The following is a 24,110-nucleotide window of genomic DNA, read 5'->3' as shown; positions in this document are numbered from 1 at the left end:
GGCAGATGGTTTTATACAATGAAAAGACCGCTGTTACAGCGGCGTTCGGGAACGTGGTATGTCATCAAACACTATGGGCGCGCCCCCGCGACCACCAGGACGGTTTCGCCCGAAGCTGGAATGGCTTGGCGTTTTGCCATTTGCAATTTTCATTCTTCTTTTTTTGATCATGCCGACGATGAAGATCGTTCTTGGCGCTTTTCAGAACCCGGACGGCGATTTCACGCTTGAAAACATCGCGGGCCTGTTCACCGAATCCATTCTTTCGGCCTACTGGATTTCCATCAAGATCAGCGTCGCATCCGCGCTGCTCGGCTGTCTCATCGGCTTCGGTGTGGCAACAGCTGTCGTTCTCGGTGGACTTCCACAGAAAATCCGCGCGCCGCTTCTGACATTCTCGGGTGTCGCATCGCAATTTGCTGGCGTGCCATTGGCCTTTGCCTTTATCGCAACGCTTGGGCCTGTCGGCCTCGTCACCGTGTTTTTGAAAACGCAGCTCGGCCTTGATCTTCGCCTGTTGGGCTTCAACATTCTGTCCTTCTGGGGCCTGACCGTTACCTATCTCTTCTTCCAGATCCCGCTGATGATCCTCATCATCACACCAGCCTTGGATGGCCTGAAGCGCGAATGGCGCGAAGCTGCCGAAATCCTCGGTGCCAGCGGCTTCCAGTATTGGCGCATGGTCGCCTTCCCCATCCTGCTGCCCTCCATTCTCGGCACATTCTCGCTGCTGTTTGCCAATGCCTTCGGTGCTGTCGCAACGGCGATTGCGCTGACGGGCTCCTCGCTCAACATCGTGCCCATTCTGCTGTTTGCGCAAATTCGTGGTGACGTGCTGGGCAACCCACATCTCGGTTATGCGCTTGCCTTCGGCATGATCCTCGTGACCTGCATTGCCAACACGCTCTATATCTGGATGCGCACGCGCAGCGAGAGGTGGCTGAAATGAAGCGTATTTTTGCCTGGGGCGCGCTGCTGTTCGGCCTGCTCTACTTCGCCCTGCCGCTGATCGGCATGACGAATTTTTCGCTCAAAATGCGGCGCGGCGAATATTCCTTCGACGCTTACGGCAAGGTGCTGAGTGACCCGCGCTTTCAGGAGACCTTCACCTTTTCGATCATGATGGCACTCTGCACCATCGTCTTCGGCATTCTGCTGGTGGTGCCAACGGCCTATTGGGTGCGGCTGAAACTGCCAGCCCTTCGGCCCGTCATTGAGTTCATCACGCTTTTGCCGCTCGTCATTCCGGCCATCGTCATCGTCTTCGGCTATATCAGGCTTTACAACACCTCCAGCTGGCTGCCACTGACGGGATCGACATCCGGCACCAACCTGCTGTTGATCTTCGGCTATACGACGCTGGCGCTGCCCTATATGTACCGCGCCGTCGATACCGGGCTTCGCACCATCGACATCGCCACGCTCACGGAAGCAGCGCAAAGTCTGGGCGCAGGATGGACCACCATTCTGGCGCGTATCATTCTGCCGAATGTTCTCGTTGCCGTTCTCTCGGGCGCATTCCTCACCTTTGCCATCGTCATCGGTGAATTCACCATGGCAGCGCTTTTGAACCGCCCGGCCTTTGGTCCCTACATGCAATTGCTGGGCGCCAACCGTGCCTATGAGCCCGCCGCGCTCGCCGTTATTTCCTTCGGCATCACATGGGGCTGCCTGGGCCTTATCCAACTCGTCTCGCGCTATCACAAAGGCGCGCCTCCCAAGGCCTGAGGATTTATTTTATGAGCTTTTTGACACTTCAGAACATTAGAAAATCCTTCGGCGCGGTGCAGGTCGTCCATGATTTCAACATGGCCATTGAGCAGGGAGAATTCGTTTCCTTCCTCGGGCCATCGGGTTGCGGCAAGACCACAATCCTGCGCATGATTGCGGGTTTCGAGACGCCAAGCGAAGGCGCCATCACGATCAACGGCAAGAACCAGACGAGCCTGAAACCCAACCAGCGCAATATCGGCATGGTGTTTCAGGCCTATGCCCTATTTCCCAACATGAATGTCTATGAGAACGTGGCCTTCGGCCTCAAGATCGCGGGCAAGCCCAAGGCCGAGATCGATGCCCGCGTGAAAGAAATGCTGGCGCTGATCCACCTCGATCATCTGGCGGACCGCTACCCCTACCAGATGTCTGGCGGGCAGCAGCAGCGCGTGGCGCTGGCACGGGCGCTCGCACCAAAGCCGCAGGTGCTGCTGCTAGATGAGCCGCTTTCGGCGCTGGATGCCAAAATCCGCGTTTCGCTGCGTGAGGAAATCCGCAGCATTCAGCGCAAACTAGGCATTACCACCATTTTCGTAACGCACGATCAGGAAGAGGCGCTGACTATTTCCGACCGCATCGTGGTGATGAATGCCGGACGGGCCGATCAGATCGGATCGCCTTTCGATATCTACAACAAGCCAGCAACGCGGTTCGTGGCGTCCTTCGTCGGCACGCTGAACCTCATCGACGCGACCGTGGTGGATGCCTCCACCAGCACCATTCGGATTGGCGACCAGCAGGTTTCGCTAAAAAAGCCATTGAACAAGGCCGATGGCGAACAGGTGACGGTGGCACTACGCCCCGAAGCTGGGTCGCTGGGCGAGGCCAGCATCGGCGATGTCGCGATATCGGGCCTTGTGACCTCCAGCCACTTCCTCGGCTCGGTCATTCGCACCCGCATGGATGTGGGCGGCGCGACGCTGTCCTTCGATATGTTCAATGATCCCGGCAAGACACCGCCAGCGATTGGCGAGCGCATCACGCTGAAATTTGCATCAGAAGATTTGATGATTGTAGCAGACTGACGCACTGTTTCGGACTGAGAAATCCGGCTAGATCGTTTCCAGCGAAAAGGACGCGATCTCAAGTCGTCTCAGGAGAAAACTCATGCGTGCATTGTTTTACGAAACCTTCGGTGAGGCACCCCGCATAGCCAACCTGGCGGACCCGGAACCGACAGCGGGCGGTGTGGTGGTCGAGGTGAAGGCGACGGGTCTTTGCCGCAGTGATTGGCACGGCTGGATGGGACATGACACCGATATCCAGCTGCCGCATGTGCCGGGGCATGAATTTGCGGGCGTGATTTCAGCTGTCGGTAAAAACGTCATGCGGTTCAAGGTGGGTGATCGCGTCACCGTTCCCTTCGTGTCCGGCTGTGGCCATTGCCAGGAGTGCCGCTCCGGCAACCAGCAGGTTTGCGAAACGCAGTTCCAGCCGGGCTTCACCCATTGGGGCTCCTACGCGGAATATGTCGCGATAGAATACGCCGACCAAAACCTGGTGCATCTGCCAGAAGACATGGGTTTCGATACGGCCGCGAGCCTCGGTTGCCGCTTTGCCACATCCTTCCGCGCCGTGGTTGATCAGGGCCGCTTGAAGGGCGGCGAGTGGCTGGCGGTGCATGGCTGCGGCGGCGTTGGCCTTTCCGCCATCATGATCGGCGCAGGGCTTGGCGCGCAGGTCATCGCCATCGATATTGCAGAAGACAAGCTGGCGCTGGCACGGCAACTGGGCGCAACCGCCACCATCAACAGCCGTGAGGTCGCCGATGTGAGCGAAGCCGTGCGCGAGATCACCGGCGGCGGCGCGCATGTCTCCGTCGATGCGCTCGGCCATCCCCAGACCTGCTGCAACTCCATCAGCAATCTGCGCCGTCGCGGACGCCACGTGCAGGTGGGTTTGATGCTGGCTGATCATTCCATGCCGCAAATTCCGATGGCGCGGGTCATTGCCCACGAGCTGGAAATCTATGGCAGCCACGGCATGCAGGCCTGGCGCTATGACGACATGCTGGCCATGATCCGAAGCGGCAAGCTGGCACCCGAAAAGCTGATCGGCCGCCACATCTCGCTCACAGACGCCGTAACCGCCCTGCCCGCCATGAACACGTTTACCGATAGCGGCATCAGCATTATCGACCGGTTCGAGTGAGGTCCGGCGATAGGCCTTTGACCAGCTGGAAACAAAAAAGCGCGGAACGAACCGCGCTTTTTTCATTTCAAATCAACAACTAAGGGCCGAAACCGGAATCAGACCAGTAACGACCTCGCGTGGAGTATCAGGCAGGCTCCACCTCTTTGGCAGCCTCGGTCGGCACGTAGTTCAGTACAGGTCCCAGCCAGCGTTCGATCTCGGTGACGGCCATACCCTTGCGCTCAGCATAGTCCTCGACCTGATCGCGCTCCACCTTGGCAACGCCGAAATAGTAGCTTTCCGGGTGGCCGATATAGAGGCCTGAGACGGAGGAGCCGGGCCACATGGCGTAGCTTTCCGTCAGCACCACGCCGGTTTCCTTGGTCGCATCCAGTAGGCGGAACAGCGTTTCCTTCTCGGTGTGGTCCGGCTGGGCGGGATAACCCGGCGCGGGGCGAATGCCGGCGTAGGATTCACCGATCAGCTCATCCGGCGCGAAGCTCTCATCCGCCGCATAACCCCAATATTCCTTGCGCACACGCTCGTGCATCTGCTCGGCAAAGGCTTCGGCGAAGCGGTCTGCCAAGGCCTTGACGAGAATGGAGGAGTAGTCGTCATTGGCGCGCTCGAAGCGTTCGGCAATCGCCACTTCCTCAATGCCTGCCGTGACCACGAAGCCGCCGACATAATCCGTCACGCCGCCATCGCGTGGCGCCACGAAATCTGACAGCGCCACATTGGGGCGGCCATCGCGCTTGGAAAGCTGCTGGCGAAGCGTGAAGAAGGTTGCGAGTTCTTCCGAACGAGTGTCATCCGTAAACAGGCGGATATCATCCCCCACCGCATTGGCGGGCCAGAAGCCGATGACGGCGCGTGGGCGGAACCACTTTTCGTCAATGATCTTCTTCAGCATGGCCTGCGCATCAGCAAAAAGCTGGCGCGCCGCCTCACCCTGTTTTTCGTCCTGCAGAATGGCGGGGTAACGGCCCTTCATTTCCCAGGTCTGGAAGAATGGCGTCCAGTCGATATATTTTGCCAGTTCCTCAAGGTCGTAGGTCTCGAACGTCTTGGTGCCCAGGAACTGCGGCTTGACCGGCTGATAGGCCGTCCAATCCACCTTATGAGCATTGGCACGCGCCCGTGCCAGCGGAAGCCGCAGCTTCTCACGCTCGTTGCGTGCATGGGCTTCCGCCACCTTGGCATATTCCGCGCGGATGCCTTCAATATAGGCTGGCTTCTGATCTTCCGACAGCAAGGCCGAGACCACGCCAACCGCACGCGAGGCATCGGTGACATAGATCGCCTGACCCTTCTCGTAGCGCGGATGGATTTTGACCGCCGTGTGCACGCGGCTCGTCGTCGCGCCACCGATCAGCAGCGGAATGTCGAAGCCCTGCCGTTCCATTTCAGCCGCCATATGCACCATCTCATCCAGAGATGGCGTGATGAGGCCGGACAGGCCGATCACATCGACCTTTTCAGCAATCGCCGTTTCCAGAATCTTGGTGGCTGGCACCATGACGCCCAGATCGACGATCTCATAATTGTTGCAGGCCAGAACGACGCCGACGATGTTCTTGCCGATATCGTGAACGTCGCCCTTCACCGTTGCCATCAGCACCTTGCCAGCGGATTTGCGCTGCTCGCCGCCATTGAGGCGCTTTTCTTCTTCCATGTAGGGCAGAAGAACAGCCACGGCCTGTTTCATGACGCGGGCGGATTTGACGACCTGCGGCAGGAACATCTTGCCGGAGCCGAATAGGTCGCCCACCACATTCATGCCCGCCATCAACGGACCTTCGATAACATGCAGAGGACGGGCGGCCTGAAGGCGCGCTTCTTCCGTATCCGCATCGATATATTCGGTGATGCCGTTGACCAGCGCATGCTCCAGACGCTTTTCAACCGACCAGTCGCGCCAGGCCAGATCCTGAACCCTGGCTTCACGTCCCGGACCGCCCCGGAATTTCTCCGCCACTTCGAGCAGCCGTTCCGTGCCATCGGCACGGCGGTTCAGCACCACGTCTTCGCAGGCTTCCCGCAGTTCCGGGTCGATGCTTTCATAGACCGCGAGCTGGCCCGCATTGACGATGCCCATATCCATGCCCGCCTGAATGGCGTGGTAGAGGAACACGGCATGCATAGCTTCACGCACCGGCTCATTGCCGCGGAAGGAGAATGACAGGTTGGAAACGCCGCCGGAAATATGCACCAGCGGCATGGTTTCACGGATTGTGCGGGTGGCGTTGATGAAATCCACGCCGTAATTGTTGTGTTCTTCAATACCGGTGGCGACCGCAAAGACGTTGGGGTCGAAGATGATATCTTCGGGCAGAATGCCTGCCTTTTCGGTCAAAAGCTTGTAGGCACGGGTGCAGATTTCCACCTTGCGCTCATAGGTATCCGCCTGTCCGACTTCATCGAACGCCATGACGACGACGGCCGCGCCATAATTGCGCACGAGGCTCGCCTGCTCCAGAAACTTCTCCTCACCTTCCTTCAGCGAGATGGAGTTGACGATGGATTTGCCCTGAACGCATTTCAGGCCAGCCTCGATGATCTCCCATTTGGATGAGTCGATCATGACAGGCACACGGGCGATGTCCGGCTCGGCGGCGATAAGATTGAGGAACTCGACCATGGCCTTCTGGCTGTCGATCAGGCCTTCATCCATGTTGATGTCGATGATCTGCGCGCCGTTTTCCACCTGATCGCGGGCGACGGCGAGAGCTGCGGTGTAATCGCCAGCCGTAATCAGCTTGCGGAACTTGGCAGAGCCGGTGACATTGGTGCGCTCTCCCACGTTAACGAAGGGAATGTCCTTGGTCAGCGTGAAGGGCTCGAGGCCAGACAGCGACATGAAGGAGCGATGCTCCGGCACCTTGCGCGGCGCGTGTCCGGCAACGGCATCGGCGATGGCGCGAATATGTTCCGGCGTGGAACCACAGCAGCCGCCGACGATGTTGACGAGACCTTCGCGGGCAAATTCCGCCACCTGGGCTGCCATCATATCAGGCGTTTCGTCGTACTGACCGAACTCGTTGGGCAGGCCCGCATTGGGGTAAGCACAGATGAAAGTGTCAGTGACCTCAGACAATTCCTGAAGGTGCGGACGCATGGCGCTGGCACCCAGCGCACAGTTCAAACCAACGGTGAACGGATTGGAATGGCGTACGGAATTCCAGAAGGCAGTTGGCGTCTGGCCAGACAGCGTGCGGCCTGAAAGATCGGTAATCGTGCCCGAAATCATCACAGGCAGATGAATGCCCTTGGCGGCGAAACGCTCTTCACACGCGAAGATGGCGGCCTTGGCGTTCAGCGTATCGAAAATGGTTTCGATGAGAATGAGATCGGCACCGCCATCGATCAGGCCATCGATCTGCTCGCCATAGGCCAGCCGCAAATCGTCAAAGCTGACGGCGCGGTAGCCGGGATTGTTCACATCTGGCGAAATGGAGGCCGTGCGGTTGGTGGGGCCAATGGCACCGGCCACGAAGCGACGGCGGCCATCTTCCCGCTCAGCGCGCTGGGCGGCACGGCGGACGATGAACGCGCCTTCGCGGTTCAAATCATAGACCGCGCCTTCCATCTCATAATCCGCCTGCGCGATGCGCGTGGAGGAAAACGTGTTGGTTTCCAGAATATCCGCGCCCGCCATGGCATAGCGGTAATGGATGTCCTCAATCGCATCCGGCTGGGAGAGGATCAGAAGGTCGTTGTTGCCCTGCTGGTGACAGGCGCAGCCGATGAACCGGTCGCCACGGAAATGATCCTCATCGAAGCCAAGCCCCTGGATCTGCGTTCCCATCGCGCCATCGAGAATGAGTATGCGCTCCCGCGCCGCCTGCTGAAGCGCCTTCAGGATTTCCGCGCCGTCACGCTTGTTGCCCGTAGGGCCAAACAGATCGTCCAACATCGGCACACTCCTCATTCCCATGTGTTTCGTCTTTTGTCAGTCACATAAAGATATCTTTATGTCAATATATCATTCATTTCCAGGTTTCGCGACCCTTCTACGCTAAGGATACGAAATTTCCGTTATGGATGACACTGTTACGTCCCAAAGATATAGAGAATTGCTGGAGCATATCATACGGAGGAAAACATGACCGAAGCGGATCACGGCAAGTCAAACTGGAGCACCCTGCCCTGGCACCGGCAATGGCTGGCCAAGCAGGCGGAAGGTCTGTTCGATTTCTTCCAGTACAACGCCATCAACCCCAAAGGTGGGTTTTTCGACCTGGACCGGCAGGGTGCGCCGTTGCAGGCGGAAAATCCTGTGCGCGGCATTCACGCCTCGGCCCGCATGGTGCATTGCTTTTCACTCGGCCACCTGCTGGGCCGCCCCGGCTGTGGCGATGTGATCGACCATGGCATGACCTATCTGTGGAACAACCACCGCGATGCCCAGCATGGCGGCTATTTCTGGCAGGTGGATGAGAACGGCCCCGTCGATGCCACCAAGCAGGGTTACGGCCACGCCTTCGTGCTGCTGGCCGCATCCTCTGCCAAGGCTGTTGGCCACCCGCTGGCCGACCAGATGCTGGCGGATATTACCGAGGTTCTCGAAACGCGGTTCTGGGAAGAAAAATACGGCGCGATCGACGAGGAATTCCACCGCGACTGGTCGCCTGTCGAGAATTATCGCGGCCAGAACTCCAACATGCACCTGACCGAAGCACTGATGGCGGCATATGAGGTAACAGATGATACCGAGTATCTGAGCAAGGCCGGACGCATTGCGGATCTCGTCATTCGTCGTGCCGCTGGCGCTCTGGACTTCCGTGTGCCTGAGCATTTTGACGAGAACTGGGTGCTGAACAAGGATTACAGCGGCAACGAAATGTTCCGCCCTTCCGGCACCACCCCCGGCCACTGGCTGGAATGGTCACGCCTCATTCTCCAGCTCTGGGTGCTGGGCGAGCGCAAGCATGAGTGGATGCCAGCCGCGGCCAAGGCGCTGTTCGTTCAATCCATGTCTCTCGGCTGGGACCGCACCAAAGGCGGCTTCTTCTACACACTGGACTGGGACAACACGCCTAAAAAGACCGAAAAGCTGTGGTGGCCGATGTGCGAGGCAGCCGGTGCAGCCCACTTCCTCAACGAGCACCTGCCCGCTGACGAGTTCTACGAGGACAGCTATCGCCGCGTCTGGAGTACCATCGCCAACAGCTTTATCGACCACAAGCATGGCGGCTGGCACGAGGAACTGACGGAAAATCTGGCGCCCGCCAACACGCTTTTCCCCGGCAAAAGTGATATTTACCACGCGCTGCAAGCCTGCCTCATTCCGCTGTTTCCGGCAGATGGCAGCTTGACGAAGGTTATCTCGGAAAAAGGCGGTCGGTTTTAAGACCTCATAGGATTGGAGAGGTTACCCCTCTCCTCCATCACCCTCCGGCTTGTCCCGAGGGTCTCACGCCCCACACTATCGAAGATGAGGGGCGCAACCGGGTCAGAACCCGATCGTCTCTTCAAAATCATCCCAGGACTGGTACATGGCGTAACGGCCCACACCGGGAATGGGCACATGGCCGTAAAAGGGTGAAAGCTGGAACTCGGCATCCGCTTCGCTTTTTTTCGCGACAGCACCGACATAGATGGCCGACGCCAGACCGGTTCGGTTCGCACCATGTTCACAATGAATGAGCACGGGCTTTGGCGCATCCTTCATGATCCGCGCCAGTTCTTCGGCCTGAGCCTGTGGCAGTTCCCGGGCGGAACTCATGGGAAAATCGATCAGCTTGACGTTGTTGCGATCAGCGGCGTTCTTTTCGTCGCTGTACCAGCCATCGGGATTTTCATCGCGCAGATTGATGATGGTTTTGATGCCGAATTGCTGGGCGTATTTCTGGACATCATCACCGCTGGGCTGGCCGGATCTGTAAAGCTCGCCCGGCAGGACCTCGTGGAAGTTACCAGTCAACTGGTTGAACCCCATATGCGCGCCGACTGTTGCCGGCACGGCGATGAGGCAGAGAATGCCAATTTTCAGGACGCGTGATACTGAAACCAACTGAAAACCTTCTTGGTAGTGCAAGACGTGGGGGTTCACATGACACTGCGAGGATGGCCAGACAAGTGTTCTAAAGTTGCAACCCGCTTGCACGCGACGTCACCGGCTAAAGGCATAATGACGCGAAAGCATTGATAGCCAGTTTATATCAGCTGATTTTTTCGACTGATTCAGCCGGCTTCAAAAAACCGTGAACATTGGCGTTTGGACGACGAATCTCGCCTATTCGAACTCTGCAGAGTTGACCGTGACCCGCCACTCCAGACTACGGGGATCGACATTTTCATTGTTGCGCAGCCGGAATGGCCGGCAGGCCGCAAAGGTCTCCTGCGCCTCCAGCCGTCGCTCACTGACCTGATAGGGATCAAACGAAACGGAAGCGCGGAACGCTGCCTCAAAACCCTCCAGCGTATAGGTCAGACGCCGCACGGCGACATCATTGGTGTTGTGAAAAGTCACCCGGATCGGCGCATTCGCCTCCACGCAGGTCGGATCAAAGCTGGCAGTGGCGATGATGGCCTCAACCCGCTCACTCGCCCGCAGCCAATCAAACAGCACATAGGCCGCCGTGGCTGCCCAGATGATGGCAAGCGCGGCAACGATCTTCTTGAGATGTTTGGGATAGGCGATCAACGCGCAGATGAGGATCGCGGAGAGAACAATGCCGAAAATCATGCGCGTGGCACGCCTGTTATCGCTTTGGCCGTTTGTTTCGTCATAGTGCCTCCCTCATCAATCTGCATTTCATCCCATCGATGCGGCGGCCTGCAAGGCGTGTCAAGTTACACGCAGCGCCTGCGATCCACCAAAACGGGAAACACCGGCCACCGCTCCGCAGGCAACACCTTTTCGTGACTGCTCAAGTAGCCTGCGCTGACGGCCTGCGGATGGCATCGACAAGTGCGTAGATGACCGTGACCAGCACAAGCAAAGTGGTGCTGCTGAGAGGGAGCGGCAACAGCATCTGTCTTGTGACAAACCCTCCCCCCAGCAACAAGGCGATCTGTGTTACCGCTACCACGAGCGCGACTGAAACCGGCATGGTGACGCCTGCATTTGAAAAAAAGCGGCGATAACCGAAGACGAAAACGACGATGAGAACGGGCATGATTCCAGATGTGTAGATGTTCAGCAACGTGGCATTTTCGAACAGGAAGGGCGCGATATACGCAAGTGGTGTCAAAAGATAACTACCGGCGATGGCAGCCAGCAGTGGTGGCCACACGACGACATTCAACACATGCACATGTTTTTTGATGCCCGCAAAGTCGGTCCGCTCTCGTGTGATCCGCATAACCGAGTGCGCGGCGAACCAGCTCAGCGCAACACCGATGACGATTACGAGCAAAACTAGTAGCAGTTGCCCACCATCAGCCGCACCTGTGCGCAGAAGATCGAATGAAGAAGAAACTTCGCCGGGCAAGCCAATCAACGCTGGCAGAACCCACACAATCCAAAGGCCCGCAACAAGGCTTGGCAAGGCAACCAGCCGCGCAAGAACCAGCGAGATGGCAACCCCGCCCACCAATGATGCGACGATGACCCAATAGACAAAGGCGCTGTCATCAACCAGAAAACCCATCGTTGAAAGGGATTGGGCGATGCCCGCTGCCTGAGAAAAACCCAGCAACAGCGCAACGACATTTTCGACAATCAGAAGCGCGGTGCTCTTGTCGAGTTGCGGAGCAACCAGTCGAACGATCTGTCCGAGCGCCAGTGCGGTCATAGCGGGACCCACACCCACAGCGAAAATGGCGAGCCGCGACGCATCGCCATTTCCGAACTGCGTTGCCAGGAGAGTTGGATCCAGCCCCGGCAGCAGAATCTTCCCGCCGATCATGGCCACCAGCGAAACCAGCAAGACGCGCATGACAATGCCGAAGACGCCAGTGCTACGATTATTGGGATCCTCAACCATCACACTCACTGGACATTCTCCTGACGCAACCACAGATGATATTTTCACTAAAGTAGCTGTCACACATTTTCGACCGAAAATTCAACCGGCAACTTATATCAGTCGCAATATCACACCACAGCCGTGATAATGTCGCGCAGCAACCAAAAGAAGGCTCATCGGGTTGAAAAACATCCTGTTCATTTGCAGCCAGAATAAACTCCGCAGCCCAACCGCAGAACAGGTATTCTCAACCTGGCCGCACATAGAAGTCTCTTCCGCCGGTACCAACAACGACGCCGAGACCCCGCTTTCTAACGAACTGATAGAATGGGCCGATATAATCTTCGTCATGGAAAGGCTCACCGCACAAAAGTGCAGACCCGATATCGAGCCGCCCTCAAGGGTAAGCGCCTGATATGTATGAATATTCCAGACAATTACACATTCATGGACCCAGCGCTTGTCAAGTTGCTGGAGGAGAAGGTGCCCAGATATCTGTGAGCCAATATAGTCCGAGCAGCAGCGTGAAATGAAAAATGGTGGGCCTGGAGAGAGCGCCCACCATCGCTCACAAGCCTTAGATGCCGGGCTTTCTAGGATGGCTAGGGGGACACGATGTCCCCCTTTTGTGTCTTTGCATCGCATAGGATTAGTGAGCACACAACACTCAAAAGACCCTATCAAGCATCTTCCTGCTCAGGGGGATAATCGGCCGCAACTAAGCTAGTCCACCCATAGCGATCCGGTTTATTAATACCAGCGCAGATGGATCGACCTTCTGTCATGTAAACGTTCCCACCACGATGAATACAGGCGCGGATTACCACCTTCCTTGGGTGGTCTGGATCAGCCTTGGCAGAGCTGATGTAGGCATGAAAGTTCGAAGCTGTAGCTCTTGCCTCCAACTTCGGTCCTAGTAGGCGGTCACAGATTTCCGAGCTTAGATTTCGACGAGAGCCATGATGGGGAACTTGGAACCTGTCGATACCAGGAAAAGATATTCCCGCATGCGGAGCATAATCGAGTGTTTCGGTGAGCCCGTCTCGTCCAGCGTCTGCTGTCAACAGAATTCGCTCATTGCACAACATTGCATACTGTACAACGCTCATTTCATTTTCGCTACTGACAGCCTCAGGAGAGAACGCCTCTAGTCCCCACGAAGCAAGCGTGTAGTTTATCGCTCTTGTTGCAGCTTCCAAAACCAGAGACGTGAATCCCAAAACTGCTGATGTCTTCTGCACCTGATTATTCTCAGGCGTTCGATCAGAAGCCCAAACACATTGAAGGTAGCGGTCGAGCGATGGCGCGAGCACGGTAAACGCACCGATTACAGTGCCTTGTAGCGGCTCGTAGATCGGAATGTTTCGCTCGTTTGCAATATCCTCTAGTGCGGCAAGATTTGGATAGAGTTCTCGTAACTTGTTAATTAATGCTGATCTACTGGTATAACTAGGGAAGCCCGGCAATAAGTAGTCCACGTAGACCCATGGCCGTAACATCCACAGCGCACCCACATCAAACGCTTTCAATACTGCACGTAAACCAACTGTGTGGTCACCATCAGGGTGAGTTGCCACCACATGATCAATGAACGCTGGGTTTCCATAGTGGTCACGGATATGCGTGACCATCCTGTCGCCCGTTTCCGAGAACCCACCATCGACGACATGGATGTATTGCTGTCCGTTGATAGAGTAGCGAACAGAAATTGCATCGCCGCTCTTTTGAGTTTCCACTGCAAGAAAGTCCAACTCGTAAAAATCAGTCATCTATGCCTCACCATTTAAATCCGCTAATAAACGATAATGGCGAGTGCGGAAAATGAAGGCAACCTTTGATGGAGTGTGAAGTTGGAACATTTTGACTTGTACACAATAAAGGCAAGACTAGCTCCGGCCATTATTGCAGTTGCGCCATCAATAGCTTTTTTAATCGCTGTACTTGGAATTGAGTCTTTTGATGCAAGTCAAGTTTGGGCCACTATTGGCTTGGTGGTTATCTTGTTTGCGCTATCGAATGTCTCCCGTGAAGCCGGTAAGAGGGTTCAAGCTCGCGTTTACCGTGACAATGATGGGTGGCCCACATTCGACCCACTGTACTATGAAGACCGGACCTTCAGTGACGAGACTAAACAAAGATATCTACATTTTTTGTCTAGTAAATTGGGTCGCCCGTTCCCCACTATGAAAGACGTACGGTCGAATCCTTTAGGTGCGCGACAATTTTACAATGAAGCTGCTGCTTGGTTACGAGAGGCTACTAGAGACACTACCCAGTTTCGCATCATCTACGATGAAAACATCACGTACGGCTACTTCCGCAATTTGCTGGGACTTAAATGGATTGCGCTAATTCTGAATGTAGCCGTGATGACAATCTGCCTCCTCGTGATTTTCGATTTTGTGTCGTGGTTTAGGGATGCTGCATCATTTCTCCATTACGTTCTCGCGGTAAGCGTCATACATGGTACGTATGTGTTGTTTGGCGTCACCGAAATTCGCATGAAAACCGCTTCAAGCCGATACGCACGACAGCTACTCTTGGGGTGTGAGACTTTCCTTAATAGACCTTGAGCATTTTTAAAGCACGCGATGCAGATACACCGAACGGTGCCGCTTACGTGAGGCATTTCCTAATAAATAAAGCATTGAATACTATAGGCTTTTACGGGAGGGTAGTGAGGCACGATGTCTCACTTTTATGTACTAGCTTTCTATATCAGGACTAGGCACGGAGCACCACCAGACCTCAGCCAACGATTGCTTCTCAACGGTAGATATTGGCGCGTATGTTACTTGGGTAGGACGGAGCGGTTGCCTGCCGCTTGAAGCCTCGAATTACTGGGCAGGTTAGTACCAAAATTATGCAACCTGTCTCCTTTTCTCGTGACTAAAGCTGTTCGCGCCAGTCAAGCATTTTTCTCGCTGTTGCTTCAAGCTTCGCATTTGCTTTGGGGAGTTGTTCGCAGAACTCATCAAAACGGGCTCGTAGTGGAGCTCGATCTGTTTGCTGCATCAGACTTATCAATCCGTTCGCAATCAACCAAATCTCAAATGCCCCTAGCCCGTCAGGATGCGGTCGTTCATCACTAGGTATGGCCGATGGAAAAACTTCTAGTACCGAAATGCCAGCATCTTCCACAATCCATTTGCACTGCTCAATTGAACGAGGAATCTCCCAAATCTCTCTGGCGTCCTGACTATAACCATGAAATTTGACTTGGAATGGCGCGCCGCCGGACAAAACATGTGGAAGACAAGACACGAACAACTCTAGTACATCGCTCCTGTTCATATCAGGCATAATGTATATGCATTTGTTGCAATCGTAATCTACCGCAATTGGAGACTGCCATCTATAGTTTACAACCGTGACGTATCCAAGAAGCAAAGGATTGAAACTTAAGCTCCACAATAATGTAAGTGATATGTCCTCATGATCGATGCACTCTTGAAAATATGCATCCAGTGCTGATGGTATAAATTGTTCGCAAAACATCTTCTTGAACTTGTTGAAATTGAATAGCATCCAAGCGTCTGTGATGAAGTTCATTACGAATATGGGATCTTCTTTGATTTTTATTCGCATGTAAGCTGTTAGGCCTGACTTTGAATTTCCTTCTATGCAGTCAAGCAAATCCGAAAGTTTCACTCCTCCTGCCTCAATGTGCCCACCCACCGGGGCCGTTTCGAGTAATATGTGCTCTCCCCAATATTCAGTTTCCCAGTCAAAATCCGAAGGAGCCATTTGCGCTCGAATGATGAGCAGTGATATTAACAGGCTCAGGCAGTTCAACATTTCCTGTTGATCGTACGGGAGCGAACGAATCCCATCCCAGCATCTGTTGGAAAGTGTAGAGACGGCCCACTCAAAATGTCTCGCATTGGCAGGTAATTTAATATCGAAGGTGATCAAGCGACCTGTAGAGATGCTCTCACGTATTAATGGTCCTATCGCCCCCTCAATCTCGCGCTTTAGCTGTTTAAGCTCGGTGCCGTACGGGGGGCTAATCGTAACAAGCTTGGGATCAACGAGAAGCGTAACGTTCTCCACAGGCGGAACGGCCCATCGGAGGTCGTTGTTGCACCACGATGGATCGAGTTCTGGCGGATTTCTCCATCGAAAGGCCCCCTCATATGTCTGCCGCCGTGTTGCGCCTACAAATTTGATGTCCCCGGCGGAGGTCATTTCTGAAAACAAATCTTCGAGTTGTTTTCGATATATCCACTGGTCAATTACGCATTCCAAAGCGCTTTTCCTTACTGGATATAGTGCTCGTTGCTCCTCAGGGCTTATCTCCGTGAGAGGAAAATGTATTCTAAGTGCGTGTTCGCGGATGGTTGCCGCAGCATCGCCGTTTTGCACCCGCAGAAAAAGCCCGTTCTGAGCCTCTAGGCGCCACAGGTTGTCAACATCTATCTCAATGATTTCAGTGCCTTCAAGTGTTGAAAGGTCATGAGAGTTGAAGCAGTAAATTACGGAGGTTTTTCCATTTGTGTCCGAGTTCGATGGTGCTTTTGAGAAGGTCGCCGCGATATCGGGTGCTCTTGTCAAATCGAGAAATCTTGTGGGAATTCCATAGTGTTGAGCAATAGCCATCGGCGCGCCCGGTTGTTCGCGATAGAAAGCCATTTGAGGAACGATTTCCGCCCATTCAAGAAACTCACTAAGGTTTTGCTCAGCAACAACCAAAGCCTCATCGGCGACCCGGAGCAGGCTAGGTATTAGTTTAGGCCAGTCCCGCGTTTGGCCACGGAAAAGATCGTATTTTCCATCCTCTTTGAGCTTGTTGCACAGTGCAACTGCTTCGGCCACGCTGGTTACACTGATATCCTTGTTCATGTCCCATCCAGTTCAGAACGCCATCTAGCATGTCTAAAGTAATCTCTGATTGTATTCTATAGGGTACTGGGGGCTGTCGAACAACGTTGAGAATGCATCCATTTGGGAAAACTAATAATTTTTACGAAGGGGTATTTAAGCTACTCATTACAGCCACTTCCCCCGTGGCATGCGACCAGTCGGGTAGGCATCTAGTTTCCTTACCAGCCACGTGCGAGAATGGTTGTTTGGGCAGTCACAATCGCGGAAAGGACATAATGCGGGGTCTGGGAGTCGGTGTCCGAAGGGGTATACCGTAACGTACATCCAGAATGATGTACAAAAGTGTGTACGGTAGGGTTGACTGTGATCATCGTACAGGTATATCAACGGACATCACCTTAACGGATGAAGGGATGGGCCATGTCCAAGACCGTACTTTATGCACGCGTATCAACGATAGACCAGACGATTGATCACCAACGTACACAAGCAGAGCAAGCAGGCTTCGTCATCGACGAGGTGATTGCAGACCATGGTGTATCAGGCGTCAGCACAAGACTTGCAGACAGGCCGGAAGGCAAGAGGCTGTACGATAGGCTGCGCCATGGTGACGTGCTGGTTGTCCGCTGGGTCGATAGGCTTGGTCGGAACTACGAGGACGTGACAGACGCAATCCGCTATTTCATGCGGCAAGGCGTGATAGTCAAAACCGTCATCAATGGCATGACGTTCGATGGGGCGACGGCTGATCCAATACAGCAGGCCGTCAGGGACGCACTGATTGCGTTCATGGCCGCGACGGCGCAAGCCCAGGCGGAAGCGACGAAAGCCGCTCAGCGGGCCGGAATAGAGGCAAGCAAGGGTGACGCCGAACGCTACCGGGGTAAGAAGCCCAGCTATGACCGCAAGACGTTCCGGCAGGTAGTGGACATGCTGGCTATAGGCAATGGCGCTTCCGAGATTTCCAAAGCCACCGGATTGACCAGACAGACGGTTCTCAGGATCAGGGCTGATCAGGCCGGGGCGGAAATGGCTTTAGCCAAGTGGGGTATGTGATGTCGCTGCTTGCATCTAAGACTTTTCCTCTGAAAGATTTTCAGTGGTTTCTACCCATCTGGACACTACTAAGAAATAGAACTCGGCATGAATTAGCTTTCGCTGATGCTGTATCGGGATAGTCACCAGTTGAAAGCATAGCTTTAAAGCCTGATGCAAGCTGGCTCCAAGACCAAACAAAGCTGGCCGATAGGATGTTGACGCATGATGGATTAGCAAGCATGACAACCGATAGTCTGGCTACGAAATAGAACGGCTGACGGTCGCGGAAAGCTGACGGACCCTACTAGGATAACAGGCTTGGCTTTAACCAAGCATCCCGTTAAGAAATTATCCTTAGTCAACACTCAACGGCACGAGGTATCAGTTTCATTCCCGTTAGGTATACAGCTTATATATATGGATTATAATAATAATATTGAAATATACAAATAAGTATATATACAGATTATAATATCATAATTATCCCTATTAAATACAATTATCCTAATCTATAAATAGAAATTGGATACGTATTCAAATAAGAATGTCTATAAAGACGCTATCGATTTATCGGAGAATTCGTTTTATATACTAGCATATGATGCGACGGTTGATATACCAGCAGAAACAGCTTTCTACACGGCTCTCAAACCCGGAATGTCTTTGGTTACAATCTATCGGCCTTCCGTTGAAAGCATGTATGCGTCTCAGTACGACGTTGCAGTGATAGTGACCTACGCAGTAGAAACCACAGCCGCAGCATGTCCCGGTATGCGCAACAACATTGTACATGTTGATGATACGACGTTAGCTCTACAAGAGCCAGAAATACGATTAAATTTCCGTTATTAAGACTATCAATCCAGAAATATTATTGCCGATTGGCTTTGTCGGCAGACTTTGCGTTCCAATAGCCGCTCTTCCGGCCAGAGGAGTCCGCCAGAGCGCAAGCAGAGCTTCGGATAGGCAATGAGGCGTCACGACGGAAAGCGCTCACCAGTGGGCAAATACGGGGATTTCAAGATTGGCTAAAATAATTTCAAGCCTTTGATTTGGTTTAATGTTCTCGTACAACCGCCTCGTAGCGTTACCTTGTATTGCGTCCCTATCAGCCTTGGCTGTACAGAAAACCTGTTAGCACCATGGTTGCCTTTTCCCGGTCCATGTCCGCGCCAAACCTTCCGATACAAGCATGTCGCCAATGGATCGGCCTTCCCGTACCAGCATACGAAGCTTGCGCCCATACTTGTCTTCGTTGCGTCCGTGCCATGCCTGCATTTGGAAAGGTCCGGCATTGACCAGTTCCATGAGCCGTAGGGTTGCACGATCTCCTAGCGTCTTTTCGGCTGCACAACGGGGCTGGCTGATTTCCGGCGTGTCGATATCAGCGATACGGATTTTTACACCACTGCTCCATAGCGTGTCACCGTCCACGATGCAGTTAAGCCGTAGTCCGCTTCCGCATCGCTGATAAATTGGTTGTATCGCGCCTACAGAAAACGGGAGAGCGATGAAGAATACGCAGCCAAGCAGCAGACAGGAGCGAGCGGCGATGCGTGGCATACCCGTAACGACATTCAGAGCGTCAGACTGCCAACGTATGCGTTTTCGATTTGTCTGACCTGTTGCGCTTGAATGCCGCTTTGAAGGGTGTGGCTACCAGCGCTGCCCCAACCAACACAATGGCAGCGTCAGGTAGTGCAGCTAAGCTATAGACAAGGAGCTGAGCCAATCCGCCCATACGCTGGATGCGCTTCTGCGCTGATTCACGATCACTGATGTTTTCTGCGATAGCAACAGCCTCGCTCTCAGAGGATGCTCCCATGATAGTCGAGAAGTAATGCGCATCAAGGCTCATTGAATAGCGGTTCTTGTCGATCCATGCAGATGGGTCGAAGCTAGGATCATTCACATGTTTAGTCTTCCGCCCAAGCCCACTGAGAATATCGTAAGCGTAGCTGCCGCCTGATGTGAATTGGTCTACGATACCTTGCTTGAGGGTGATCGTATTTTGGGTTGCCGCTTCCTTCCCCTCCCGAAGCAGGCGTGTGCTGGTAGTTTCGCCACCGATAACGGGTTGCCCGAAACTATTGGTTTCTCGCTCGCTGAGGTCCAGCCCACGGAATATGTACTCGCCATTTGCGATCGCGGACCTGCTGGCATTGTCTGCCGGTATGTTTTCACAATGCTGTTCTTCTTTTGAAATTTTTGCCGCGTCGTTCATCCACGACTGAATTACAGAGTTGTTAGATGAACGTACAACCTCGTTGTTGCATGCCGCGTGTAGGCTGGTGGGCAGATTGATAAGGCCAATCAGAATGAATGCAGTGGCACAGCGTACCCTAGATAATGTACCACAATAAGGAATGTGCCGCTGAACGACGGATATGGTTCTATCAAATACGTTCGATTTCAAGGAATAGCCCCCCCTTATGGAAGGGCGGTAGGCGCGGTACGTCCCCGCGAATTGCCCTTCGATCCTCTGGTGATCGGGGAGTTAGTAACCGCATAGCACGGCCCTACGGCCTTTAGTTCGGAGAACCTGGACATACGCCGCAGGCTCCCCGACCATAAGGTCGAAGAGGTGGTACTTTTTTGGCAGCACCAGCCTAGCTATGAGAGGTTACTACGCCCCTGAGCCGCACGTACGGCTCAAGGGATGTTTCTCGTATTGAGGAATCCGTGTCAATCCTGAATAGCAGTTTCAAGCTTCTGCGCTGGTTGGCTGTAGTCTAGCTTCTGTATCGCCTCACTTAACTGCTGAAGCGTATAGCCTTCCTTGAAATACTGCCGGTGCGTCATGCCTTCCTGCTCGTGCCCGATGATTGATTTCACCAGTGCGGGCGATACCCCTGCTTGCAGAAGCCGGGTGTTGACGGTGTGCCGAAGGCTATGGAAGACGCGCGTCTTGGTCTTCAACCCCAACTCCACAAGAAGCCTGTCGTTGAACCAGCGGCTTTGCTGTCGTCCCCATCCATTTTTCGGATCGTAGGTAAAGTCGGGGAACAGCTTCGTGGCTTTCCTGTCCTTCATGGTCTGCACGTAATTGAGAATACCGGCGTCAATGAGCTTCTGATGGATAGGCACTAGACGGCGAGCTGCTGATGTTTTCAGACTCTTGCGGTCGCCGTCCTCGTTCATGTCGAAAACCCACATCCCATCCTGTTCGCGAATATCTTTCAGGTGCAACTGCGCGATCTCACCAAGGCGGGAGCCCGTATAGATACCAATGAGCGTTGCCCATTTCTGATAGGGTTTCGTGACCAGTCCACGTTCATTGTCCGATACTGCCTGTAGAATCAACCGTATTTGCTCGTCAGTATAGGCATCACGACTATCTTCCTTGTTCCTGTTGGATTGCCTTACAGTAAGACCGGAAAACAGGTTTTCACTGATATGGTGGTTCTGCTTCGCCCATTCGAAAAGTTCGCTGTAGGTTTGCAGGTACTTATTGATTGTAGCAACCTGTATCGTTTCCACGTTGGCAATCCCAAGCACTTCTGCCAATGGCTTGCCTCGTGTCGCAGGGTTCTTGGAACGGTTGCGAGGATAGGCAAGCAGAGTGTCCTTGACCCGCTTTGCTTCCATCGCTGTTAGCGCCCGTACATCGGTACTGCTACCAAGGATTTCCTCAAGCAGCTTGATATGGTCAGCTTTCTCTATGATGGTTTTCGCTGCCCATGCGTTGCCTCGCTGCCTTTCCTTGCTATAGGCGGCGGCAACTTCAGCAATTGTCATGCCTGCCGTAGCATCGGGCTTTGCTGTACCGATGATAGATAACGTTGGGCCATTCTCAAAATCATAACGCTGCAAAGACTTGTCGTAGGCAAGAACCGCCTTTACGAAACCATGGAAGGACAGCTTCATTTCTCGCTCAAGCCAGACGTATTCGGCGCTACCCTTGCTAATACTCAACTCGTACTTCTCAATGAAACGATCAAGAAGGGTGTCGTCCGATTGTACAAGGGAGAGCGGAGTATCTGTTTTTCTCGCTTGCTTCGCTACTAGCTTCTGCGTCTCATAAATCTGTCGATCAAGCTCGCTCAAAGGGCCAGTTTCATGCATCTCAGCCTTAGCCTGCTCAAGCAACTGACGGAAATGATCGATTAGTACGCTTCTCAGTTCCTCGTGCCGCATCCCGTATGCAATTCCATGCTCATTCAATCGTTCTCCTATCTGGCTCAGAGAACGGGACAAGCGCAATGCTTTTCGTGGTTCACGGGTCTGTAGTGAAAATTTGAGCGTAGAAGCCTTTTTCTGTGGATGTAGCTGCTTTGGTATGGGCCAACGCAGATAGAAAACTCCGCATCGCGACTTCACGAGATAGGCCGGATTGAACAAACCAATGTTCCCCTTGGATGTCTCCCCAAGAAAACTGGGCATCTAAGTCATTGATTTTAAACGAAATGGTGGGCCTGGAGAGACTCGAACTCCCAACCAAGCGGTTATGAGCCGCCGGCTCTAACCATTGAGCTACAGGCCCTTTCCGGTGCGTGAAGCCTTGCCGGAATGCGGGGGTTGCAATGGTTCAACCCGACGCGGATTTGGCTTTAACGCAATTTTCTGGACGCGACAAGCCGTTGTAACAGGCGACGTGTGAACTATGCCGTATTCGCTACATAATCTCCTGCGACACACGTATCAGGGACATGATGAAGAGGAAGCCTAATGACATCGATACGAGTACGCTCCATGGCGCTGTGTGCGTTTACCGCGCTGGTTGCCTTGCCGCTTGTTGCTTCGGCACAGGAAAATACGAAACGCGAGCCAGTCATCAGCGTATCCGGTGAAGGCGATGCCGCCGTGGCGCCTGATATGGCGGTTTTGTCGTTCAGCGTAATGAAGCAGGCCGAAACGGCAGCGGCTGCGATGGGTGAATCCAGCAAGGCGATGACCGAGGTGCAGGCCGCGCTGAAGGCTGCGGGCATTGCAGACAGGGATCTGCAGACCAGCAATTTCTCCGTTCAACCTGTGTACAAGCAGTTCGAGCCCAAGGACGGCGTCTATATCGCGCCTGAAATCACTGGTTATCAAGTCAATAACGGGCTGACGGTGCGGGTGCGCGATCTTGCCAAGCTAGGCTCCATTCTGGACAGCTCGGTCAAGCTGGGCATCAACCAGGGCGGGGACATAAGCTTTACCAATGACAAGCCGGAAGCAACGGTAACGGAAGCGCGCAAGGCTGCGGTGGCTGATGCGATTGCCAAGGCTAAAACGCTGAGCGAGGCTGCCGGTGTGAAGCTGGGCCCAATCATTGAGATCACTGAAAACATGCAGCGACCCCTGCCCGTTCCGCAGACGATGATGCGCGCAGCGACAATGGAAAAGTCCGACAGCGTGCCGATTGCAGCGGGTGAAAACAGCTACAAGGTGACGGTCAACGTAACCTTTGCGCTGGAACAGTAACATCTCATGAGGCGCAGTTTTGCGCCTCATCACCCACATACGAAAATCCCCTCGCCACTGATATGACGAGGGGATTTTTGTTTCAAACAGGCTTGGTGCCGTTAGCGACGGATAACCGGGCAACCGCGAACATTGGCGAACACGACGCGATCCCGTCCATGGCGGCTGATGCCGGCAACGACGACGCGGCGCGGGGAAACATCAACCACGCGTGTGCGGCGAAGACCCATGCGGTTGGCCTTTTCTTCAGCCATCCATGCCGAGCAGCGATCGCGGCCACGATCCGGACGACCCCAGCCCTGATGGCCGCCATGGCGATAGCCATCCTGCACATAAATTCCGTAGCGAACATCTGGACCTGCCGACGCGGTGGATGCCGTCGCGGAAATGCCACCGAGGGCGATAAGGGCCGCGACGCCTGCTTTTGCAAATGTGCTGATCATTGTCATACTCCGTTTCCTGTCATTCGCCGGGATGCCAGACGGCCCGGTCGACTGTCATGATGATATCCAGAGCGGTGTGAATGTTCTCAGAACCGGACATTCAGATTGTATTCATGATTGCTAAATTTCGACGCCATCCGTCATGTCGAGAGATGGAGGAATATCTGCCGGTTATGGGGCTGGTCTCTGTGCTCGAAAAGATAGATGCCCTGCCAGGTCCCGAGCACAAGCTCGCCATGGGTGACAGGAATGCTGATGGAGACCTGCGTCAGCGCCGATTTGATATGTGCAGGCATATCGTCAGGACCTTCTGCAGTGTGGACAACCCAATCCATCGATGGATCGCTGGACGGCGGCACCATGCGCGCGAAAAACACCTTGAGATCCCGCTGCACATCCGGATCTGCATTTTCCTGGATGAGAAGCGAACAGGAGGTGTGGCGCACAAACACGGTGAGCAACCCCTCCTCCGGGTCGACAGATCTGACGAAAGCCAGCGCCGCATCCGTAAACTCATAAAACCCCTGCCCGCGCGTGGAGATACCAATCAACTTCTGGGGCATGGCGATGTTCACTT

At 54.1% G+C, this 24,110-nt stretch carries 19 protein-coding genes, 1 tRNA gene and 2 pseudogenes; 9 read left to right on the top strand and 13 right to left on the bottom strand.

Annotated elements, in window-relative coordinates:
• Nucleotides 1–58: 58 nt before the first annotated feature.
• The 4 genes from ACQZ51_RS08120 (at nt 59) to ACQZ51_RS08105 (ending at nt 3,924) form a co-directional block, all read left to right on the top strand.
• Complete coding sequence (locus ACQZ51_RS08120; protein ID WP_448776342.1) at nt 59–949, top strand: ABC transporter permease; 891 nt, start codon at nt 59–61, stop codon at nt 947–949.
• The gene (locus tag ACQZ51_RS08115) at nt 946–1,728 is read left to right on the top strand and encodes an ABC transporter permease (protein WP_448776341.1); all 783 of its coding nucleotides are present in this window, start codon (nt 946–948) and stop codon (nt 1,726–1,728) included. The genes ACQZ51_RS08120 and ACQZ51_RS08115 overlap by 4 nt, the downstream gene beginning before the upstream one ends.
• Nucleotides 1,729–1,739: 11 nt before the next feature.
• Nucleotides 1,740–2,798 (top strand): ABC transporter ATP-binding protein, encoded by a 1,059-nt coding sequence (locus tag ACQZ51_RS08110; RefSeq protein ID WP_448776340.1) that lies wholly within the window; start codon nt 1,740–1,742, stop codon nt 2,796–2,798.
• An 82-nt stretch (nt 2,799–2,880) separates the two neighbouring features.
• Nucleotides 2,881–3,924, top strand: a complete 1,044-nt coding sequence (locus tag ACQZ51_RS08105; RefSeq protein WP_448776339.1) for a zinc-dependent alcohol dehydrogenase family protein — start codon at nt 2,881–2,883, stop codon at nt 3,922–3,924.
• A 127-nt stretch (nt 3,925–4,051) separates the two neighbouring features.
• On the opposite strand, the gene metH is transcribed toward ACQZ51_RS08105, so the two are convergent.
• Nucleotides 4,052–7,822, bottom strand: a complete 3,771-nt coding sequence (gene metH / locus ACQZ51_RS08100; RefSeq protein WP_448776338.1) for a methionine synthase — start codon at nt 7,820–7,822, stop codon at nt 4,052–4,054.
• A gap of 189 nt (nt 7,823–8,011) precedes the next feature.
• Between metH and ACQZ51_RS08095 the strand changes: the two genes are divergently transcribed.
• On the top strand, nt 8,012–9,259 hold the full coding sequence (locus ACQZ51_RS08095) for an AGE family epimerase/isomerase (RefSeq protein WP_448776337.1): 1,248 nt from the start codon (nt 8,012–8,014) through the stop codon (nt 9,257–9,259).
• Between the two features lie 102 nt (nt 9,260–9,361).
• Here ACQZ51_RS08095 and ACQZ51_RS08090 read toward each other — a convergent pair whose 3' ends face one another.
• The 3 genes from ACQZ51_RS08090 to ACQZ51_RS08080 all read right to left on the bottom strand — a co-directional run bounded on the left by ACQZ51_RS08090 (nt 9,362) and on the right by ACQZ51_RS08080 (nt 11,849).
• Nucleotides 9,362–9,922, bottom strand: coding sequence for a dual specificity protein phosphatase family protein (locus ACQZ51_RS08090; protein WP_448776336.1), 561 nt, complete (start codon nt 9,920–9,922; stop codon nt 9,362–9,364).
• A gap of 222 nt (nt 9,923–10,144) precedes the next feature.
• Nucleotides 10,145–10,597, bottom strand: coding sequence for a hypothetical protein (locus ACQZ51_RS08085; RefSeq protein ID WP_448776335.1), 453 nt, complete (start codon nt 10,595–10,597; stop codon nt 10,145–10,147).
• A 184-nt stretch (nt 10,598–10,781) separates the two neighbouring features.
• Complete coding sequence (locus ACQZ51_RS08080) at nt 10,782–11,849, bottom strand: hypothetical protein (RefSeq protein ID WP_448776334.1); 1,068 nt, start codon at nt 11,847–11,849, stop codon at nt 10,782–10,784.
• A gap of 154 nt (nt 11,850–12,003) precedes the next feature.
• Between ACQZ51_RS08080 and ACQZ51_RS08075 the strand changes: the two are divergent.
• Nucleotides 12,004–12,323 (top strand): annotated as a pseudogene (locus tag ACQZ51_RS08075) (low molecular weight protein tyrosine phosphatase family protein).
• A 179-nt stretch (nt 12,324–12,502) separates the two neighbouring features.
• Here ACQZ51_RS08075 and ACQZ51_RS08070 read toward each other — a convergent pair.
• On the bottom strand, nt 12,503–13,591 hold the full coding sequence (locus ACQZ51_RS08070; protein ID WP_448776333.1) for an MBL fold metallo-hydrolase: 1,089 nt from the start codon (nt 13,589–13,591) through the stop codon (nt 12,503–12,505).
• 81 nt (nt 13,592–13,672) lie between these two features.
• Between ACQZ51_RS08070 and ACQZ51_RS08065 the strand changes: the two genes are divergently transcribed.
• Nucleotides 13,673–14,395 carry a hypothetical protein gene (locus ACQZ51_RS08065; RefSeq protein WP_448776332.1) on the top strand — a complete coding sequence of 241 codons (723 nt, stop codon included), beginning with the start codon at nt 13,673–13,675 and terminating at the stop codon, nt 14,393–14,395.
• 316 nt (nt 14,396–14,711) lie between these two features.
• Here the strand turns inward: ACQZ51_RS08065 and ACQZ51_RS08060 are convergent, their stop codons facing one another.
• Entirely contained in the window at nt 14,712–16,664 is a 1,953-nt protein-coding gene (locus ACQZ51_RS08060; protein ID WP_448776331.1) for an FRG domain-containing protein, read from the bottom strand.
• Between the two features lie 402 nt (nt 16,665–17,066).
• Here ACQZ51_RS08060 and ACQZ51_RS08055 point away from each other — a divergent pair, with 402 nt between their 5' ends.
• Nucleotides 17,067–17,702 carry a recombinase family protein gene (locus tag ACQZ51_RS08055; RefSeq protein ID WP_448776330.1) on the top strand — a complete coding sequence of 212 codons (636 nt, stop codon included), beginning with the start codon at nt 17,067–17,069 and terminating at the stop codon, nt 17,700–17,702.
• A gap of 1,116 nt (nt 17,703–18,818) precedes the next feature.
• Here the strand turns inward: ACQZ51_RS08055 and ACQZ51_RS08050 are convergent.
• The 5 genes and pseudogenes from ACQZ51_RS08050 to ACQZ51_RS08030 form a co-directional block, all read right to left on the bottom strand.
• Nucleotides 18,819–19,247 (bottom strand): thermonuclease family protein, encoded by a 429-nt coding sequence (locus tag ACQZ51_RS08050; RefSeq protein ID WP_448776329.1) that lies wholly within the window; start codon nt 19,245–19,247, stop codon nt 18,819–18,821.
• Between the two features lie 22 nt (nt 19,248–19,269).
• A complete protein-coding gene (locus ACQZ51_RS08045; RefSeq protein WP_448776328.1) occupies nt 19,270–20,100 on the bottom strand; it encodes a hypothetical protein in 831 nt (276 codons plus the stop codon).
• 269 nt (nt 20,101–20,369) lie between these two features.
• On the bottom strand, nt 20,370–21,848 hold the full coding sequence (locus ACQZ51_RS08040) for a site-specific integrase (RefSeq protein WP_448776634.1): 1,479 nt from the start codon (nt 21,846–21,848) through the stop codon (nt 20,370–20,372).
• 24 nt (nt 21,849–21,872) lie between these two features.
• Nucleotides 21,873–22,067 (bottom strand): annotated as a pseudogene (locus ACQZ51_RS08035) (DUF6538 domain-containing protein); the annotation flags it as partial.
• 24 nt (nt 22,068–22,091) lie between these two features.
• A tRNA-Ile gene (locus tag ACQZ51_RS08030) sits at nt 22,092–22,167 on the bottom strand.
• A gap of 185 nt (nt 22,168–22,352) precedes the next feature.
• Here ACQZ51_RS08030 and ACQZ51_RS08025 point away from each other — a divergent pair.
• Nucleotides 22,353–23,090 (top strand): SIMPL domain-containing protein, encoded by a 738-nt coding sequence (locus tag ACQZ51_RS08025; protein WP_448776327.1) that lies wholly within the window; start codon nt 22,353–22,355, stop codon nt 23,088–23,090.
• 101 nt (nt 23,091–23,191) lie between these two features.
• Here the strand turns inward: ACQZ51_RS08025 and ACQZ51_RS08020 are convergent, their stop codons facing one another.
• Both ACQZ51_RS08020 and ACQZ51_RS08015 read right to left on the bottom strand, forming a co-directional pair.
• Complete coding sequence (locus tag ACQZ51_RS08020) at nt 23,192–23,533, bottom strand: hypothetical protein (protein ID WP_448776632.1); 342 nt, start codon at nt 23,531–23,533, stop codon at nt 23,192–23,194.
• A gap of 140 nt (nt 23,534–23,673) precedes the next feature.
• Complete coding sequence (locus ACQZ51_RS08015; RefSeq protein ID WP_448776630.1) at nt 23,674–24,096, bottom strand: secondary thiamine-phosphate synthase enzyme YjbQ; 423 nt, start codon at nt 24,094–24,096, stop codon at nt 23,674–23,676.
• Nucleotides 24,097–24,110 lie beyond the last annotated feature (14 nt).

It is taken from the genome of Agrobacterium sp. CG674 (assembly GCF_053521645.1).
This window is presented reverse-complemented; position numbering and strand designations above follow the sequence as displayed.

Coding starts and splice junctions, on each gene's coding strand:
- ACQZ51_RS08120 (WP_448776342.1), top strand. CDS start 59: ATGTCATCAAACACTATGGGCGCGCCCCCGCGACCACCAGGACGGTTT.
- ACQZ51_RS08115 (WP_448776341.1), top strand. CDS start 946: ATGAAGCGTATTTTTGCCTGGGGCGCGCTGCTGTTCGGCCTGCTCTAC.
- ACQZ51_RS08110 (WP_448776340.1), top strand. CDS start 1,740: ATGAGCTTTTTGACACTTCAGAACATTAGAAAATCCTTCGGCGCGGTG.
- ACQZ51_RS08105 (WP_448776339.1), top strand. CDS start 2,881: ATGCGTGCATTGTTTTACGAAACCTTCGGTGAGGCACCCCGCATAGCC.
- metH (WP_448776338.1), bottom strand. CDS start 7,822: ATGTTGGACGATCTGTTTGGCCCTACGGGCAACAAGCGTGACGGCGCG.
- ACQZ51_RS08095 (WP_448776337.1), top strand. CDS start 8,012: ATGACCGAAGCGGATCACGGCAAGTCAAACTGGAGCACCCTGCCCTGG.
- ACQZ51_RS08085 (WP_448776335.1), bottom strand. CDS start 10,597: ATGATTTTCGGCATTGTTCTCTCCGCGATCCTCATCTGCGCGTTGATC.
- ACQZ51_RS08070 (WP_448776333.1), bottom strand. CDS start 13,591: ATGACTGATTTTTACGAGTTGGACTTTCTTGCAGTGGAAACTCAAAAG.
- ACQZ51_RS08060 (WP_448776331.1), bottom strand. CDS start 16,664: ATGAACAAGGATATCAGTGTAACCAGCGTGGCCGAAGCAGTTGCACTG.
- ACQZ51_RS08055 (WP_448776330.1), top strand. CDS start 17,067: ATGTCCAAGACCGTACTTTATGCACGCGTATCAACGATAGACCAGACG.
- ACQZ51_RS08050 (WP_448776329.1), bottom strand. CDS start 19,247: ATGCCACGCATCGCCGCTCGCTCCTGTCTGCTGCTTGGCTGCGTATTC.
- ACQZ51_RS08025 (WP_448776327.1), top strand. CDS start 22,353: ATGACATCGATACGAGTACGCTCCATGGCGCTGTGTGCGTTTACCGCG.
- ACQZ51_RS08020 (WP_448776632.1), bottom strand. CDS start 23,533: ATGATCAGCACATTTGCAAAAGCAGGCGTCGCGGCCCTTATCGCCCTC.
- ACQZ51_RS08015 (WP_448776630.1), bottom strand. CDS start 24,096: ATGCCCCAGAAGTTGATTGGTATCTCCACGCGCGGGCAGGGGTTTTAT.